The 16325-nt window shown below is 48.7% G+C and carries 17 protein-coding genes; 4 read left to right on the top strand and 13 right to left on the bottom strand.

Annotated features, from left to right (window positions below):
* Positions 1–240: 240 nt before the first annotated feature.
* The gene (locus tag ACS5WU_RS09275) at positions 241–969 is read right to left on the bottom strand and encodes an MBL fold metallo-hydrolase (RefSeq protein WP_197408946.1); all 729 of its coding nucleotides are present in this window, start codon (positions 967–969) and stop codon (positions 241–243) included.
* 144 nt (positions 970–1113) lie between these two features.
* Between ACS5WU_RS09275 and ACS5WU_RS09270 the strand changes: the two genes are divergently transcribed.
* Positions 1114–1770: a hypothetical protein gene (locus tag ACS5WU_RS09270; protein WP_302761324.1), complete on the top strand. Its 657-nt coding sequence runs from the start codon at positions 1114–1116 to the stop codon at positions 1768–1770.
* Positions 1767–2495 carry a hypothetical protein gene (locus tag ACS5WU_RS09265; RefSeq protein WP_465089105.1) on the top strand — a complete coding sequence of 243 codons (729 nt, stop codon included), beginning with the start codon at positions 1767–1769 and terminating at the stop codon, positions 2493–2495. Before ACS5WU_RS09270 ends, ACS5WU_RS09265 begins: the two co-directional genes overlap by 4 nt.
* Before the next feature lie 3 nt (positions 2496–2498).
* On the opposite strand, the gene ACS5WU_RS09260 is transcribed toward ACS5WU_RS09265, so the two are convergent.
* From ACS5WU_RS09260 to ACS5WU_RS09230, 7 genes are all read right to left on the bottom strand, one after another.
* On the bottom strand, positions 2499–4106 hold the full coding sequence (locus ACS5WU_RS09260) for a peptidoglycan-binding domain-containing protein (protein WP_302761320.1): 1608 nt from the start codon (positions 4104–4106) through the stop codon (positions 2499–2501).
* 45 nt (positions 4107–4151) lie between these two features.
* Positions 4152–5117, bottom strand: a complete 966-nt coding sequence (locus tag ACS5WU_RS09255) for an AraC family transcriptional regulator (protein ID WP_046443702.1) — start codon at positions 5115–5117, stop codon at positions 4152–4154.
* 95 nt (positions 5118–5212) lie between these two features.
* A complete protein-coding gene (locus ACS5WU_RS09250) occupies positions 5213–6460 on the bottom strand; it encodes an L-rhamnose isomerase (RefSeq protein ID WP_302761318.1) in 1248 nt (415 codons plus the stop codon).
* On the bottom strand, positions 6457–7875 hold the full coding sequence (gene rhaB / locus ACS5WU_RS09245; RefSeq protein ID WP_302761316.1) for a rhamnulokinase: 1419 nt from the start codon (positions 7873–7875) through the stop codon (positions 6457–6459). Before rhaB ends, ACS5WU_RS09250 begins: the two co-directional genes overlap by 4 nt.
* A gap of 205 nt (positions 7876–8080) precedes the next feature.
* Positions 8081–8788: a pirin family protein gene (locus ACS5WU_RS09240; protein ID WP_046443699.1), complete on the bottom strand. Its 708-nt coding sequence runs from the start codon at positions 8786–8788 to the stop codon at positions 8081–8083.
* 82 nt (positions 8789–8870) lie between these two features.
* Positions 8871–9443: a chromate transporter gene (locus tag ACS5WU_RS09235; RefSeq protein ID WP_302761312.1), complete on the bottom strand. Its 573-nt coding sequence runs from the start codon at positions 9441–9443 to the stop codon at positions 8871–8873.
* Complete coding sequence (locus ACS5WU_RS09230; RefSeq protein ID WP_059109691.1) at positions 9427–10011, bottom strand: chromate transporter; 585 nt, start codon at positions 10009–10011, stop codon at positions 9427–9429. Before ACS5WU_RS09230 ends, ACS5WU_RS09235 begins: the two co-directional genes overlap by 17 nt.
* 112 nt (positions 10012–10123) lie before the next feature.
* Here ACS5WU_RS09230 and ACS5WU_RS09225 point away from each other — a divergent pair, with 112 nt between their 5' ends.
* Positions 10124–11029 (top strand): LysR family transcriptional regulator, encoded by a 906-nt coding sequence (locus ACS5WU_RS09225; protein ID WP_302761309.1) that lies wholly within the window; start codon positions 10124–10126, stop codon positions 11027–11029.
* A gap of 21 nt (positions 11030–11050) precedes the next feature.
* Here ACS5WU_RS09225 and ACS5WU_RS09220 read toward each other — a convergent pair whose 3' ends face one another.
* A complete protein-coding gene (locus ACS5WU_RS09220; protein ID WP_156415150.1) occupies positions 11051–11212 on the bottom strand; it encodes a hypothetical protein in 162 nt (53 codons plus the stop codon).
* A gap of 194 nt (positions 11213–11406) precedes the next feature.
* Here ACS5WU_RS09220 and ACS5WU_RS09215 point away from each other — a divergent pair, with 194 nt between their 5' ends.
* A complete protein-coding gene (locus tag ACS5WU_RS09215; protein WP_465089104.1) occupies positions 11407–11844 on the top strand; it encodes a hypothetical protein in 438 nt (145 codons plus the stop codon).
* Between the two features lie 203 nt (positions 11845–12047).
* On the opposite strand, the gene ACS5WU_RS09210 is transcribed toward ACS5WU_RS09215, so the two are convergent.
* The 4 genes from ACS5WU_RS09210 to ACS5WU_RS09195 all read right to left on the bottom strand — a co-directional run bounded on the left by ACS5WU_RS09210 (position 12048) and on the right by ACS5WU_RS09195 (position 16321).
* On the bottom strand, positions 12048–13088 hold the full coding sequence (locus tag ACS5WU_RS09210; RefSeq protein WP_302760436.1) for an alcohol dehydrogenase catalytic domain-containing protein: 1041 nt from the start codon (positions 13086–13088) through the stop codon (positions 12048–12050).
* Positions 13089–13098: 10 nt separating this feature from the next.
* Positions 13099–14082: a sugar phosphate isomerase/epimerase family protein gene (locus ACS5WU_RS09205; RefSeq protein WP_302760437.1), complete on the bottom strand. Its 984-nt coding sequence runs from the start codon at positions 14080–14082 to the stop codon at positions 13099–13101.
* 27 nt (positions 14083–14109) lie between these two features.
* Positions 14110–15138: a LacI family DNA-binding transcriptional regulator gene (locus ACS5WU_RS09200; protein WP_160295624.1), complete on the bottom strand. Its 1029-nt coding sequence runs from the start codon at positions 15136–15138 to the stop codon at positions 14110–14112.
* 85 nt (positions 15139–15223) lie between these two features.
* Positions 15224–16321 (bottom strand): autoinducer 2 ABC transporter substrate-binding protein, encoded by a 1098-nt coding sequence (locus ACS5WU_RS09195; RefSeq protein ID WP_302760438.1) that lies wholly within the window; start codon positions 16319–16321, stop codon positions 15224–15226.
* Positions 16322–16325: the final 4 nt, after the last annotated feature.

Here is a 16325-nt window from a genome sequence, read left to right as displayed (position 1 = left end):
TTGCCTTGCTGAGGATATCCACCGCCTGCCCAAACTCCGCCGTTCTTACGATTTCTATCACGCGGTTTACTTCTTTTGTCTCAATCTCCACCGACTTTACCGCGTATTCCTGTGATTCCTGTTTCATACCTGATGTCCTTTCTTTTGTACACAAATAATAACAGTATATCTGTTTTGACCACCAAAGAATATCATCTGTATTTAGTTTAAATCATCCGGGCAGTAAAATCAATCGCGCGCTTACCCTTCCCACGTCACAGTCTCTCCACGCTGCATGGGAAGAACAATTTTCCCCCCATGTACGCAGGGCTCTTCCGCCATCCGAATTGCCTGCGCGGCAACGCTGCCCGCAGAGCCATAGTGAATGGGGAATACGATTCGCGCTCCCACGGTCTGCATAAAATACGTAAGCCCCCACAGCAGGCTTTCTCCAAGCCTTGGATCTACAGGTACAAAGGCAATATCGATTTTTTCTCCGATGAGCCGGTCTATCTCTTTTTTATAGTCCCGCGCCATATCGCTGTTCCACTGCGGATCCTCGCCCTCCCAGTGCCACCAGTTCAAATCTCCGGCATGGTAGATTGTAAGGCCGTCCACTTTGACAAGGAATGCAACTCCTTCGTCTGTAGAACGCAGTGTTTTGAACGTGACATCCTGAACAGCATATTCCTGGCCCGGCTGTACAATCGTCGCGCCGTTTGCGCGGCTGACGTCGCTTGATACGATATAGTGGATATCCTTGATTTGCTCCTGCCACGCAAAGATCATTTTGTTGAAATGGTCTGCATGCGCATGCGAAACAAACACAAACACATTTTCTTTTTTCAGCTCCTCCGGATCGATCACACCGCCCGCAAGGCCCTTCTTCCCGCTTTCCGGACGATTGTTCCAGCAATCGAAAATCAAAAAATGCCGCTCCGTCTTTACCGCAAAGCCGCTGTTATCGAGATAAGTGATTTCCGCTTTCAATATCTGCGTCCTGCCTTTCCGCTTTTTTCTTTTATTATAGCAGGGAAAGCGCAGTAAATACAGACATGCAATTTTTACTTTTGCAGATATCTGTTTTTTATACAAATGTTTGTGCTATACTAAAACAAGGTGGTGGGATTATTTATGGATAAAAGTGCAATCAAAAAAGAAGACAAACGAATTACAGTCACTTATATACTTTGTATTGCGGCTATTGTGTTTTATACTTTGCTGATATGGCAAGAGATACAAAATATTACCCGAGTTTTTCTTTGGAGTTACAGTGAATATATTTGGCTTGACCTCCTGTCTTTTTTCCTTGCTATTTTTACCTATATTTTAGCAATACTTTTTTATGCTGCTTTGCTCGGGCGAAAAAGATCGAATACAACTAAAAAAATAACATTACTATTTTTACTTTTTGGGATTGCTTATCTTTGTTTTTACGTTATTCCAATGTTGATTGAGTTTCCAATTTTTTCGCAAAATTATACATTCCCATTTTATTTAGGCAGGATGCACCGAATCTTTATGGTTATTGTTTTGATCTTTTTTGGAATTCTTTTGATCAAAAACAATAAGCCGAATTCAAATACCACTGCAATATCACGATATCTTTTTTTCATTATTTTGCTGATTGACGTAGCCTTATGTATATGGGAGTCTTTTTTGATGGTTGTCGAAAATTTGTTTTTACTATTGTGGATATTAGAACCGATTTTTCTTCTTTTGCCAATTTATCTTGCAAATAAAGCGCTGGCAGATGAAAGCTTTTATCAACGCTTTATTGCGCATTATTGAAACAAGGTGGTGGGATTATGGATCATAGCGCAATCAAAAAAGAAGACCGGCGCGTTACAGTCACTTATATACTTTGTATTGCGGCGCTTGTGCTCTATGCTTTGTTACTATCATGTGAAATAAGAACTATGCTTCCTTCTGAGATTGATATGGATATTTTTAACTATTCATTATGCTATTTTATTGGTTTCTCAGTTCAGTATGGAGCTTTTCTTGCTTTATATATTTGTTTGATTGTAAACCCTCGCCAAAACCGGACCAAAATTGTTTCCCTTGCTTTTTGTATTTCTTCAGCGGTATATTTTGTCGCTTTTTGTATTTCTTTGATCCCGTATATATTAATGAATTGGCCTGATTTGAGCTTTATGTTTTGCATTTTACGCATGCTCGATTTAATCCTTTATATTATATTAATCATATTATCAAGGCTATTGTATAAAAAGGTAACGAAAAAAAGTTATTCCCTTTTGTTTTGCCGAATATTATTATTTCTTTTTTTAACCATCTGGGCCGTACGAATGGTCGTAGGAACTGTGAGTTTTACTGATTTGACTATTATGGATTGGTATACTTTACTCAAATTTGTAGAAGTATTTATGATATTTCTTCCATTTTATATCACCTATAAAGCGCTGACAGATGAAAAATTCTATCAGCGCTTTATAGTGCAATTTCCGCAGAAGCCTTATCATCCGCAAAAACTCGATATTTTCAGTGATAAATAGGCACTAATTCTCGGCATAGTTATTGTATATTTCTTTGCCATTGTTTTCTATACGTAATATTTTTTTCTGATTTCCTTGAACATAATATTCATAAACAATTTTATTGTGGTAATGCCAATTTCCCCCAGTATTCCAATCTCCCGTCCCTGTTGTGACATCAAGCGTCTCCCTCGTTATTTCCCCAATTTTCTTCCCTTGTTTATCATATCCACTGTATTTTGGCGGTTTTTGATCTTCAAATCGGTCAATCTGACCATCGATCCTTTGACCGATTTGATCGCTGATAAATTCCTGATCAGGATTGATCGTCCCTTCCCTTATGCTGCTTATCGCGCCAAGCCCTCCCAAAATAACATCGCGAATATTTCTGCCTGCCTCTTTCATTTCCCTATCATGATTCTTGATTTTGTTGTTAATTTGGTCTACCGTAGTCGTCGTTGTTGTTGTCTCGCAGGAAACGCTTTCCGCATCTTCGATCGTTTTTAATAAAGGAGAAAAAATTTTGTCTTTAGTCAAGCCATTTAACGTTCCTAATTTCTCCATTGCGATATTTCTATTTTTTTCTTCTGGTCTGGATAATGCAGAATAAGAGTGCTGCGGAGTATTATATAAACTTACTTCTCCATCAATCAACTCGAACGGATAATCTTCCGGGCTTGTCGGTGCGGCTTTTATCGACGGTTTCTCTGCCAAAGCATGATCCCAGCCTCCTGTCATCCTTCCGTCAAGCCCTTTTGGCAAAACAGCGTCAGGATTCTGTTTCAGGTATTCCTGGAGCTCATCCTTTGATTGAAACTGCGTGGGATCTACTATTTGTTGGCTAACATCCTTCTTCAAAAGATTGTTCCTGCTTTCCCCTTTTTTTGAAGTAATGGCTTCCCTGGCCGGTGACTGAAGATCAAGCTTGAGTAACCTTTTTCCTGTTTGTTTGGGTTGTTCCATTTTGCTGCCATTAAGATCGCTCCATCTTCCCGCCATGATGTTTTTCACCACTTTATCTTCGAGTTGGGGCATTGTTGGGTACTGCTTCTGGCTGACAGTTTTAGGCCGGTAATGATCGTCCATCAACCAGCCTGTAAATTCATTATCAACCTTACTATTTACATGATCTGTCTTTGGACCATATATCCCGTCTTCCTTTAAAGGCTTTCCATCCAAATAGCGGATTCCGCTTTGATTTAATTCTTGTTGAAATCTTTTTGTTTTTAAACTGGGTTTTGCGAGCTCTTCCTGATACCGACCAAATTTTTTTGTCGCTTCTTTTGTTTTCGCTCCAAGCACTCCGTCTTCCTTCAAGGGATTTCCTCTATTATCTGTGAATCCAAAACCATTTAGCAAAGACTGTGTTGCTTTGACAGAATTAACCTTTACCATTTTCGATTCCCGCTGGCTTCGCAAAAGTTCCTGCTGTTCCTTTTTTACACGTTTCCTTCGTTCCTCCTCTTGTCTGCGTTTTCTTTCAGCTTCCTCTTTTTGCCTGCGTCTGGCTGCTTCCTGCTGACGTTTTTGTTCATAAAGTTTGTTATTAAAAACCATATCTGTTCTTTCCTTTCTTTGCATATAAAAAGGAGCTATTGAAAGCTCCTTTTTTATATTGCCTGATATTATCATCTTACATCAGAATCTCCGACAAATGGCGACATCCTTCGGACAAGCTTATCCTTTTCCTTCGCCCGCACGGTATTCCTTTGGAGACACGCCGTATTTTTCGCGGAAACGCCTGTAAAAATAACTGTTGTTTTCATAGCCTACCGCGGCGGCGATATCATTGATCGAAAGATTTGTTTTGCGAAGCAACCCCCGCGCCACAAGGAACCTCTTTTTTTGCAGCAGCTCTTTAAAGGTACAGCCAGTATTGCGGCGGATTACCCTTGAAAGGGAGGAAAGCGAATGATTGAGACTCTGCGAAAGCGCGGTCAGGTCTGCGTCCTTGTAGTGCATATCCACATAGCGCAGCACAGTCATCATGATACTGTTTTCGTATTCGTAACGCTTGCCCACGTCTATCCTGTCCGGATGGTTCATCAGGTGCATGAACAGCAGCATCATCGTGGTCTGGTTGAGCTTTTCCTCATCCCGTTTGCGCCACACGAGCGAATAGAGCAGGTTTTCAATCAGGTTTTGTATTTCCGGCACATCCGCTACCTTACAGTGCAAAAAGCGTATTTTGCCGGATTCCCCGCGCAGCGTATCCACCAAAAAATCGGTGAGCACGTTACCGCCGTCCAGCATATCGAGCACCGCGTCAAAGAACTCCGGAAGCACGATAAAATTCACGCCGATATCCCTGCGCTCCGCACGACGGATCGAGTGGTACAGATGCTGGTTCAAAAGCAGGAATTCCCCCTGCCGGAGCACCAGCTCCCGTCCCTCAATAAGATGCGTCACCGAGCCCTGGCACATATACATCATTTCAATGTAGTTGTGCCGGTGGCGCGGAAAGTCGATAAAGCGCGTATGCGTGCGGCTCGCGATCAGCATTCCCTTGCTCAGCATCTTTTTGCTGTCCACGGCAAAATCCGTGCCTGAAAAATAATCCTCCGGCGCGAGCCCCTCCCCGCTGAGAAATCCCTGTTCCTCGGGCGTGGGCGGTTCAATTTTTCTTAATATCTCCTGATTCATGGCTGCCTCCGCTTACGCCTGTCCATTATCAATCCCGCAGTCCTGTTAAGGCACGCGAAATCAGCATCCGACCTGTAACCTATGCCCTGAAATGATCAGCCACGCGCTGTTAAAACGTCCGCCTCATAGCGGGCGATCTCCTGAAACCAGTCTTCCTTTGCCGGCACATTGTTTCTCTCGCAAAATTCGTTCCACACATCCCCAAACGGATACAGCTTGAGCTCCTCCTGCCACATCATAAGCTCTGTGAGCCTGCCTTCGTCCTGTAGCTTTGCAAGCTTGCCGTTTGGCGTCAAAAGCGCAAGCATCAGCGCCTTTTGCATATTACGCATTCCCACCACCCAGGCAAACACACGGTTGATGCTTGCGTCAAAGAAATCAAGGCCGATCATTACGCGATGAAGCGCGTCCGCCGCAACGATTTCCTTTGCGATCTCGCTGACCTCGTCGTTTAAGCGCACGACATGGTCGCTGTCCCAGCGAACGCCGCGCGTCACGTGCAGCGCAAGACGGTCGTAAAACAGCAGCATAGCGGAAATTTTATCCGCAACCTGCTCGGTTGGATGGAAATGCCCGTTATCGAGCAGGCAGAGCACGTCGTTTTGAGCGGCATAGTTCATATAAAATTCGTGAGAGCCTACGGTATAGGATTCCATGCCGATTCCAAACACCTTGGATTCTACAGACACAAAGACCTTATCGTGGTCAAAATCAACCGCTAAAATCTGGTCGAGCGAATCCTTCAGGCGCGCACGCGGCGCCATACGGTCTGCGGGCACATCCTTATAGCCGTCCGGTATCCAGATATTCACAAGACTGTAGGTGTTTAATTCTTCTGCAAAATACTGCGCGATGCGAATACATGCCTTACCGTGGTCAATCCAGAATTTGCGGATTTCCTCGTCCGGGCTGGACAGCGTAAAGGTTTCGGCATTGGGATGCGAGAAATATGTGGGATTAAAGTCCAGGCCCAGGCCCCGTTCCTTTGCAAACTCCACCCACTTTTTAAAATGTCTTGGTTCGAGCTTATCCCTGTCCGCAAATTCTCCCTCTTCAAATATAGCATAATTTGCGTGAAGATTCAGCCTGTGTTTTCCGGGTATGAGGCTGAGCGCCTCATCAATATCCGCCATCAGCTCCTGTGGCGTGCGCGCCTTGCCCGGATAATTCCCAGTCGCCTGGATGCCGCCCGTAAGCGCCCCGTCGCGGTCAAAGCCCGCGATATCGTCTCCCTGCCAGCAGTGCATGGAGATGGACGCAGCCTCCAGTTTTTTGATTGCAAGCTCGGTATCCACCCCTATTTTTGCATATTGTTCCTTTGCTTCTTCATAACGTCTGCTCATTTTTTAATCCCCTTCCCATATTCTTTGATCGTAAACGACCGTTTGATCGTATCCCTTGCCTGCGACAGTGATGAAAACTCGCCTGCCGCAATCATCTGCGCGGCAATGTTTCCGGTTGCCGTCGCTTCCGTCGGCCCCGCAAGAACCTCCCGCCCTGAGATGCGCGCCGTAAGCTTATTGAGGTAATCCGCATTTGCGCCGCCGCCCACGATGTTGATCGCTTCATATTTGCTGCCTGTGGCGTCCTCGATCTCTTCCACTGTGCGCGCATAGCTGTGTGCAAGGCTCTCATAAATGCACTTTGCAAGCTCCCCGGGCGTTTGCGGCACTGGCTGCCCATGTGCGGCACACCAGTCCTGTATCGCTTCTGTCATACTGTCGGGAGCCATAAAGCACCCGTCGTCCACATCCACAAGCGCGTGGAAATCCGTCTGTTCCGCCATATCGCACAGCTGTGCAAAGGAATACTTGTTTTGCAGCTCCTTTTTGACATTCTGGATCATCCACAGTCCCATGATATTTTTTAAAAAGCGGTACTTATAATCGTAGCCACCCTCGTTGGTAAAGTTGTACCTGCGGCTTTTTTCACTGTTTTCCGGCTGCTCCCGTTCAATCCCCATTAGCGACCATGTGCCTGAGCTGATATAGATCGCGCCTTCCCCGCTGAAGGGCGACGCCATAACCGCCGACGCGGTATCATGCGTAGCAGGGGCGACAACCCTGCACTGAAAACCAACTTCCTTTTGTATTTCATCAGTAAGCATCCCCACAAACGTGCCCGGGCGCGACAGTGTCTGGAATATCCGTTGGGGAAAGCCGAGCATTTCGATCAATTCCCTGTCCCAGTCTTTTTTTCCTGCGTCCATGAGCTGTGTTGTAGAGGCGTTGGTGTATTCCGCCGATTGATTCCCGCTCAGCAAATAATGGAAATAATCCGGTACCATCAGCATTGCCTGCGCACGCTTCAAATACTCCGGATGTTCCTTTTTGATGGCCATCAGCTGATAGATGGTATTGAACTTCTGCTGCTGGATACCTGTACGCGCATAAAGCGCGCTTTCCGGAATGATATTCCCAACCGCTTCGATCATGCCGTCCGTACGCTCGTCACGATAACCGACCGTATCGCCAAGCACTTTGCCGCCTTCGTCGAGCAGTACAAAATCCACCGCCCACGAATCGATGCCAACGCTTTTTGGAATTTTATTTTCCGCCTTGCAGCGCGCCATTCCGGCTTTGATTTCTGCAAACAGCCGGTCCATCTCCCAGCACAAATGCCCGTTTTTCCTGACCATCCTGTTTTCAAACCGGTAGATTTCTTCAAGGCACAGCTTTTCATTTTCCCTGTGCGCCAAAATGTGCCGTCCGCCGGACGCGCCGATGTCAATCGCCAAATAGTAACGATATCCTTCCATTTGCTTCCCCGCCTTTTTCTGTTTTTAACTGTTTTTGCTGTAATAACTGTCTGAAATGGTGTGTAAGTTTCGCATGTTGTAATTGCTCTTTTTCTTTATTATAACGGATTTATACAAAAAAGTAAGGACGCTATTTTAAAAAATATACGTCCTTACTTTACATTGTTGACAATTTTATTTCTGTCGGCCTTTTTACTTTGTTTTATCAGGCTTTCGCCATTTCGATGACGACCATATGCGTATCCCTGAGCGCCTTTATCGTGACGTCCTGCCCGGTGATTTCGAGCGCGTCGCGTTCTCCCAGGCGGATTCCCTCGATTTCCGCTTCGCCCTCCACTACGACAAGGTATGCCTGACGGTCTTCCCCTGTCATAAACGCAAGGCTTTTTCCCGCCCCTAAGATAGACGCATAGGCGTTGATATCCGCATGGATGCGGATTGGCGCTTTGGAGCCCCCGTTGTCAGTGCCCGTGGCGATTGGCAGCCACCTGTTTTCCCTGTCCTCAAGCTTAAAGCGGTAATCTCCGTAGTTTGGCTGGTACCCGGAGGCGTCCGGCAGAATCCAGATTTGCAGGAAACGCAGCAGGTCTTTTCCCATATTGTATTCGCTGTGCAGTACGCCCGTACCTGCGCTCATGTACTGCACCTGTCCGCGTGTGAGCGTTTGCTCGTTTCCCATGTTGTCCGCGTGCGTCAGCTCTCCCTGCACCACATAAGAAAGAATTTCCATGTTTTGGTGTGGATGCGTGTCGAAGCCCGTGCCCGGCTGTACCATGTCGTCGTTTACCACGCGCAGTACTCCAAACTGGATATTTTGAGGATTGTAATATTCCGCAAAGGAAAAGTGGAAATGGCTGTCCAGCCAGCCATGGATCCCCCGTCCCATTTTTGTATGGTCAATGTATCTCAGCATAATTTACTCCCTGGTAAAACGTATTTACATTAATGATAACCCGGGAAGGCCGGTTTATTCAGTTGTTTTCGTGATCATACCGTTACAGCCTGAAAAAACCGTAAATCACAACGCCCGCAGCGCCGCACAGCACCATGACAAGCATTGGATTCCACTTGAATTTCCTGAGGATAAAGAGCGCCGCGCCAAACAGCATAAGGGCGGCTGCATTTATCTGCGCCGCGCCTGAAAAGAGATCCGACGTGCCGCAAAGCGCAATCAGCAAAATCGTTCCTGCGGACGCGGCAATCAGCCCCACCGATACGGCTCGAAGGCCGCCCAGCACGCTCATAACCCCATTCGTATTTTTGTATTTTTCAAAAATGCAAAACAGCAGGATGGAGATGACAAAGCCTGAAATCACACATCCAAAGGTTGCGACAAGCGCGCCTGGAATACCTGCGATCCGTATCCCGACGAACGTGGAGGTATTGACTGCAATCGGCCCGGGCGTCATTTGCGATATGGTAATGATATCCGTAAATTCCTGGAAACTCAGCCAGTTCTGGGCATTTACAACCGCTTCCTGGATGAGCGGAATCGTCGCATATCCGCCTCCAATGCTGAATAACCCGATTTGCAGGAAGTTTACCAACAGGTTAACCAGAGTGCCCATGGCGCGCCTCCCTCTTTTTATTCAGCCACCCGGTCATAAAGCACAGCGCCGCGCCGCCTATGATCACAAGCATCACATTTGCCCGGAAAAAGAACACGAGTACAAATGAGGCGGGCAGCAATATCCACAGGAGCGGTTGCTTTTCCCCGAATACCGCCTTGCTCATGTCCCACACCACATCCACGATCAGCGCGCACACGCCGGCTTCCATTCCCTTGAGCGCGGCGGCGACCACCCAGTTATCCCGAAATACCGTATAAAACGAAGAGATGACCGACAAAATGATAAGCGGAGGAACAACCGCCGCAACACAGCTGATGACAGCGCCCGGAAGCTTTGCCGCTTTATAGCCCGCGAGCGCGGACAGATTGATTGCAATCGCCCCGGGAGAGGACTGCGCAATCGCCGCGAGGTTCATCAGCTCTTTTTCTCCGAACACGTGCTTTTTTTCCACATAATATTTGCGGATCATGGGAATAACCACATATCCGCCGCCAAACGTGAATGCGCTGATGACAAAATTAATTCCAAACAGCCACAGCCACGATACCTTTTTTCCTTCTTCCACCTGCAACAGCCCCCTTTTGATACATTTATTATATCAGTTGCAGATCGATCAATGAAATGTTATTATTTTATTGATATCATAATTATTTAGTAATGGATTGGAGCGCAACCATATGAACATACGCCAGCTGCAGGTCTTTCAGGCCGTATGCAGGGAGCTCAGCTTTACCGGCGCGGCAAAGAGCCTTTACATGACGCAGCCTGCCGTATCGCACATGATCAGCAGCCTTGAGGCGGAAACCGGCTGCGTGCTGTTTGACCGGATCGCGCGCCGGATATACCTGACGGAAGCCGGAAAAACGTTTCTCGATAAGGCTACCCGCATATTGGAGCTTTACGGTGACCTCACATCGGATGCGTGTGGCGCAGCGCATCCCGCGCCCATACGCCTCGGCTCGTCCATTACCATTGCAAACTTTCTGCTCCCCTCGCTGCTGCGTGAATTCGCAGGCCTTTGCAGCGCACCCGTGCGGGTGGAGGTAGACAGCGCCCGGAACATCCAGAAACGTTTGATGGACAATGAAATCGACGCGGCGCTTGTGGAGGGCGTGATTCCGCATAAACAGCTCGTAAAATTCCCTTTTTCCTCTTTTACGCTTACTGTCGTCTGCTCGCCTTCCTATCCGCTTGCAAAAAAAGGCCCTGTCCCCATCGACGCGCTTGTGCGCGAGCCGCTCCTGCTGCGGGAAAAGGGCAGCGCCATACGCGACGCTTTTGACAGCGTGCTGCTTCTCAAGCATTTATCCGCGGAGGGCGCATGGACAAGCGTCAACTCGCAGGCGTTGATCGAAGCGGCAAAAAACGGGCTTGGCGTCAGCATCCTGCCGGAAATCCTGATAAAAAACGAACTTGCGGCGGGAACCCTGACGCAGCTTTGTATCGAGGGATTTTCACTTGAGAACACCAATTACATCGTTTATCACAGGGACAAATACCTGACACAGCCTCTTCAGACTTTTATCGGCCTTGTAAAGCAAAAAGAAAAAACCGCCCGAACGGACGGTTCATCATTTCCCTGACGGGCGGCTTATGCTACCGCCTTATTTTTCTTTTGAAGCTTCCGGTTTATCTTCATCCATATCGTCAAAACGGATAAAGGATGCGGATACTCCATTGTCAAATTCTTCCTCATCTGCCGGATTTGTGAGAACAACCGCTTCCTCGTCCACAAATTCGCCCGGATCTGTTTTTTCTACTGCCATAATAACGCACCTCCTTGGTAACTTAATTTTAAACAGGAGCGCACTTTTTAAACACTGAAATCCCATTTCATTTTGTCACGACATGTTTTTTCTTCCATCCAATCACTGCCGGGCAGTGGAACCGGGCTGTGAAAGGTGCTATGATAACAGGCAGGGGGCACATCCCTGTAAAATCTTCCAAAGGAAGTCCCGATATGAAAAAAATGATTGCCCTGTTATTATCTGTTATACTCATCGTACCGCTTGCAGCCTGCGGTGCGGAAAGGGAGGCTTTTGAACCGTCCATTTCCCATGCTCCCGCCATAACGGTTACTCCAAAGGCAACGCCCGCAGATACGCCGGCCCCGGAAGCCGCTTCGCCCACACCCCTGCCCACGTCAACGGTATCCCCACAAATGCAGGAAACGCAAGACAATATGGCGGAGGATCCCCTTGCATCCGCGCCTGCAACCGATAAGACCGCGAGTCCGGAAGAGACGGTCAGTCCGCGTACGCAGACCGTTTACTGGACGCCAAACGGAAAAGTTTACCATACTACGCCTGACTGCAGCTCCCTTGCCAAATCAAAAACAATCCTTAAGGGCAGCGCCGAAGAATCCGGGAAATCGCGCGCATGCAGGAAATGCGGATAGCTGTTATGGGGTTGTGCCCAGCAGCCGCTTATCGCCCTTGTCCATTTCGCGCGGGTACAGTCGGCTTTTGCGGACCGCGCCTGTTGCCCTGGATTGCGGCTGGCTCGTAAGCATGCACGATATCACATAAAAAAGGAGCTGCTATAAAATCATCCGGGGAGCAGCCCCTTTTTCAGTAGGGAAATCAATTCAAACGATTTTATTTACTTTTCACAGCTAAGAACCGCTTTTACCACATCCTCTGCAATCAGGTCTTTCATTGCCTGCCCAATATGTTCCATTGGGTATTCCTGCGCGTATTTTGTTACGTCCAGCTTGCCTGTTGCGATCAGGTCAAGCGCTTGTTTATTGTGCTCTGCGCTGGATGCGTGCACGCCGTAAACCGCCGCCTCCTTATAGTGGATCAGGTTGCTGTCCAAAAATCCGTGCCCATCGCCCGCAAGCCCTCCAAACAGGCTCATCCTGCCAAGCTTATTTAAAAGCTCCAGCCCTGTTTTGTGGGTAATTCCCGCCGGGCAGGCTGTAATCACAACGTCTACGCCACTGCCATTTGTAACTTTTCCGATCTGTTCCTTAAAATCCGGCGCGGATGAATCCACCGTAACAACGCCTTTTACGTCCTTTTGCGCCTGCTGCCTGCGCTTTGCGGAAATCTCCGCAATAATCACCTGTTTTGCCCCGCTCAGGAAGGCAAGCTCCGCATGGATGCAGCCAAGGTAGCCCGCGCCAAACACGAGGACAGCATCCCCCTTGCCAATGGTAAGATAGCTTTGCGCGTTGATGGCGCACGCCACCGGCTCCGCAAGGCACGCCTGTACGTCCGAAACATGCTCCGGCACACGGATTACATTGCCCATGCGAAACGCCTGCGCAGGGATCGCGCAATACTGCGCGAACGTGCCGTCCCATTCAAAACCAATGGTCTTTAGCGTATCGCACATATTTGTCTTGCCTTTTTTGCACTGGCGGCACTCGCCGCAGCCGACTGCGGGCGCGACAATCACGCGTTCCCCCTTTTCGTATCCTTTTATTTCAGGCGAAATATCCTCCAGAAGATAACATGCCTCATGTCCGATAATCCTGCCGTCCTCGATTTTATCGCTGCCGGAGCGGTACGCCCGCAGGTCTGTGCCGCACACCGACGCCCTCAGTATCTTTGCCACCGCTCCGCCCTGCGGCAGGACGGGGCGTTCCCTTTCTTCCACCGCAAGTTGTTCAATTCCATGATAAATACAAGCTTTCATATCCGTCCCCTTACTTAAAAATTGCTTCGCGTACCGCTTTCACCGTTTTATTCGGATTTCCCTCCTCGATCAGCTCCGCAAGCCTGTCAAACCCAATGAGGTCCACCGCTTCATCAAACTTTTGCATGGTGAGCACGCTTTCCCGCGTACTTTCGTACTGGTCCTCCCTGTATGGGAAAATATCGATGGACATAAAGCCGTCGTATTTGACTTTTTTGAGTGCGTAAAACATTTCGATATATTCCATATACCGCAGCGATCCGGCGATCATGTCGTCGTCCCACAGGTTGTAGTTGTCGTTTACGTGCATCATGAAAAGCTTTCCGTAGCGCGCCGCGACTTCGATATTCTGCGCCACATTCTGCTGTGCGTAAAATACGTGGCCCGTATCGATTGCCACGCCAACGTTATCGCGGTCTATCTCCATGCACATAAGAAGCGCGGTAAGCGTCGTATCGACAAGGCACCTGTTACGCGGTTCCCTGATCTTTCCCTCGAGCGTCAGCCTGATGTTCGGGTTGTAGTCTGCAAGCTCCCCCACACTTTTTATCAGGTAATCGTACTGCTTACCGTAGTTTGTCTGCAGCGGATAATCAAAACCGTCCTGCCCCAGCCAAAGGTTTACGCTCGGGCTGCCGACAAGCTTCGCGTTGAAATCGATATTCTGCCGCATCAGCTCCATTGCTTTTTTACGCGTATGCGCGTCGGCGGCTGTGATGGAGCCCCATTGCCACTGCCTGTCTCCAAACACCTGGGGCAGTACGGAGGACGCCGTAAAGCTGTTTTTTGTCAGGATCTCATTGACCGTGTCCGGATCCGAAAGCGGCCCCGTGGGAGCCTGGTATAAATCCGCGCCCTGCAATACGCCTGTTTTCGCGAGCGTGCCGATTACGTCCGGAAACTCGACGTTATCCACCTGCGGATCCTTATAACCGCACTTCATAAAACGGTCGCTCGTCTGCCCAAGCGATCCGATAATTGCACTGTATTTCATGACTATATCTCCCTTTTCCTGTAGGTATTAAGTGCTCTGCCGCTCTATGACAGAACCATTGTAAATGATCTTGATCTGCGATATCTGTTCTTCCGTAATCATTTTGATCAGGAGCTTTGCCGCTTCGTTGCCCATTTTCCGGATTGGCTGGCGAATCGTCGTAAGCGGCGGGTTTACAATTTCGCACATGACGGTATCGTCAAAGCCCAATACGCTGACGTCGTCCGGAATCCTTATTTTTGCTGCCTTCAGATATTTGATTACGCCGATGGCAAGCTGGTCGGACGCGGTCATCACAGCGTCAACGTCGCTGTTTTCCGTGATCAGCTTTTTTGCAGCGCCGTAACCGATCTCCACCATGGTGCGCGTTTTGCTCTCCTTTGGCAGGATCACAAGCCCGGGACGGCAGGAGAGCCCTAAATTCCGCAGGCCCTGCTTATATCCCTCGCAGCGGTTGAGCGTTACGTTGTTGGCGTCCGGAAGGTTGATATAGGCAATGTTGCGTTTTCCCTTATCGTAGAGCAGTTTTACCGCGTCCATCGAGCAGCTTTTGCACTCCATCGCAACGCAGCAGATGTCTTCCACGTCCGCAAACGCATAGTCCATAAAAACCAACGGTACTTTTTTTGAAAGCTCCCTGAAAAACGCTTCGTTTTTTGGCGTCCTTTGCTGTGTAAAATACAAAAGGCCGTCAATATTGCGTTTCATGAGTTTATCCGCATACTTTACTTCCGTTTCAAACGATCTTCTGGTATTGCACAATATGACCATATAGCCGTTTTTGAGCGCAATATCCTCCACCGCCTTGAAAATTTCCATGTAGAAGGTGTTTGACGTGTCCGGGATCATCATTGCAATCGTCTTTGATTTGCCTGTCCGTATGTTTTGCGCAAATGCGCTGGGCGCGTAATTGAGCTCGCTGATCGCCCTGTTTACCTTTTCCCGCGTACGCTGCGCGACATATCCGTTGTTGTTCATCACCCGCGATACGGTCGTTTTTGATACTCCCGCGTGGCTCGCAACATCCAGTATATTGATTTTCTTTTTGTTTTCCATTTTAAACCTGCGGGGATTTTCACCCATACAGTGATTCGGGCGGGACCGCAGCCCGCCCGCAACCACTCATTTCATTTTTCTGCCGTTAGAATTTGCTGGAGAGTTCGTCTACGTTTTCCTTTGTGATATCAAGCGGAGGCCCTAAGATGATCGTCTTGCCGTCTTCCTTGAGCTGGAGCGCGCCGACATTTGGAACGTCTACGCCGTCCTTGATCTCGCCGCCGGTTGCCGCCATATAGCCGACATAAGCCGTGAGGTAGCCAAGGTTATAGATATCCCACAGAACGCCGCAGTCTGCAGAGCCGTCTTTGATATATTCGGCTGCATCCGCAGGCATCGCGTGGCCGACAAGCGCAACCTGATCCTGCAGGCCAAGCTCCTGGATGGCCTGCCCGGCGCCGGGAACCGTGGGCGTGCTCATGCCCATGATACCGTCAAGGTCAGGATAGGATTTCATCAGGTCAAGCGTTTTGGAATAAGCTTCCTGCTGTTTTTCATTCGTGGGGATTTTATCCGTCACGAGCTTCATGTTGGGATAGTTCTGCTCTGCCCAGTCCATACCGTACTTGATCCATGTGTTGAGGTTTTCCGCCTCGAGGCCGCCTGTGAGGATTGCGTAGGTTCCTTCGTCCTTGCCGATTGCTTCGAACAGCTTCTGGAACATATGCTCGCCAAGCTCTTGGTCGTCCGCGTTATGGATGGAATAGTCCACCGCGTCCTTTTCCGCAGCCGTATCCCAGTCAATAACCGCAATGCCCGCTTCTTTTGCCTTTTTGAGCGCCGGAGTGAGGCCTGCCGGATCGTTTGGCGCCACGCAGATTGCGTTTACGCCCTGCGCGATGTAGTCTTCCACCATTTTGAACTGCTGCGTTGCGTCCGCTTCCGTCGGCCCTGCGTAAATCACTTCAAAGCCCATATCCTCGGCACACTGCTTCGCGCCCTTTTCAGCCGCGTTGAAGTAAGGGATACCAACGAGCTTGGGCATGATAACTACCTTCACCTTGGAGCCGTCTGTTTTTGCGCCGCCGTCCGAAGAAGCAGCCGCGCCGCCATCGTCTGAAGAAGCCTGTGAAGACGAAGCCTCCGCAGGAGCTGAAGAAGCAGCCGGCGCGGCGCTGCAACCGGTGAGTACCACAGAGAACACCATGATGACGCATAACGCCCATACAACTATTTTTTTCATATTG

The sequence above is a fragment of the Christensenella sp. KGMB01412 genome, assembly GCF_055522415.1.
The sequence above is the reverse complement of the archived record's forward strand: the minus strand, read 5'-3'. Positions and strand labels throughout refer to the sequence as shown.

What these genes read in the sequence shown, in the direction of transcription:
- ACS5WU_RS09195 (WP_302760438.1), bottom strand. Translation starts at nt 16,321, where the DNA reads ATGAAAAAAATAGTTGTATGGGCGTTATGCGTCATCATGGTGTTCTCT.
- ACS5WU_RS09225 (WP_302761309.1), top strand. Translation starts at nt 10,124, where the DNA reads ATGAACATACGCCAGCTGCAGGTCTTTCAGGCCGTATGCAGGGAGCTC.
- ACS5WU_RS09250 (WP_302761318.1), bottom strand. Translation starts at nt 6,460, where the DNA reads ATGAGCAGACGTTATGAAGAAGCAAAGGAACAATATGCAAAAATAGGG.
- ACS5WU_RS09200 (WP_160295624.1), bottom strand. Translation starts at nt 15,138, where the DNA reads ATGGAAAACAAAAAGAAAATCAATATACTGGATGTTGCGAGCCACGCG.
- ACS5WU_RS09210 (WP_302760436.1), bottom strand. Translation starts at nt 13,088, where the DNA reads ATGAAAGCTTGTATTTATCATGGAATTGAACAACTTGCGGTGGAAGAA.
- ACS5WU_RS09235 (WP_302761312.1), bottom strand. Translation starts at nt 9,443, where the DNA reads ATGGGCACTCTGGTTAACCTGTTGGTAAACTTCCTGCAAATCGGGTTA.
- ACS5WU_RS09270 (WP_302761324.1), top strand. Translation starts at nt 1,114, where the DNA reads ATGGATAAAAGTGCAATCAAAAAAGAAGACAAACGAATTACAGTCACT.
- ACS5WU_RS09220 (WP_156415150.1), bottom strand. Translation starts at nt 11,212, where the DNA reads ATGGCAGTAGAAAAAACAGATCCGGGCGAATTTGTGGACGAGGAAGCG.
- ACS5WU_RS09240 (WP_046443699.1), bottom strand. Translation starts at nt 8,788, where the DNA reads ATGCTGAGATACATTGACCATACAAAAATGGGACGGGGGATCCATGGC.
- ACS5WU_RS09205 (WP_302760437.1), bottom strand. Translation starts at nt 14,082, where the DNA reads ATGAAATACAGTGCAATTATCGGATCGCTTGGGCAGACGAGCGACCGT.
- ACS5WU_RS09255 (WP_046443702.1), bottom strand. Translation starts at nt 5,117, where the DNA reads ATGAATCAGGAGATATTAAGAAAAATTGAACCGCCCACGCCCGAGGAA.
- ACS5WU_RS09260 (WP_302761320.1), bottom strand. Translation starts at nt 4,106, where the DNA reads ATGATAATATCAGGCAATATAAAAAAGGAGCTTTCAATAGCTCCTTTT.
- ACS5WU_RS09215 (WP_465089104.1), top strand. Translation starts at nt 11,407, where the DNA reads ATGAAAAAAATGATTGCCCTGTTATTATCTGTTATACTCATCGTACCG.
- rhaB (WP_302761316.1), bottom strand. Translation starts at nt 7,875, where the DNA reads ATGGAAGGATATCGTTACTATTTGGCGATTGACATCGGCGCGTCCGGC.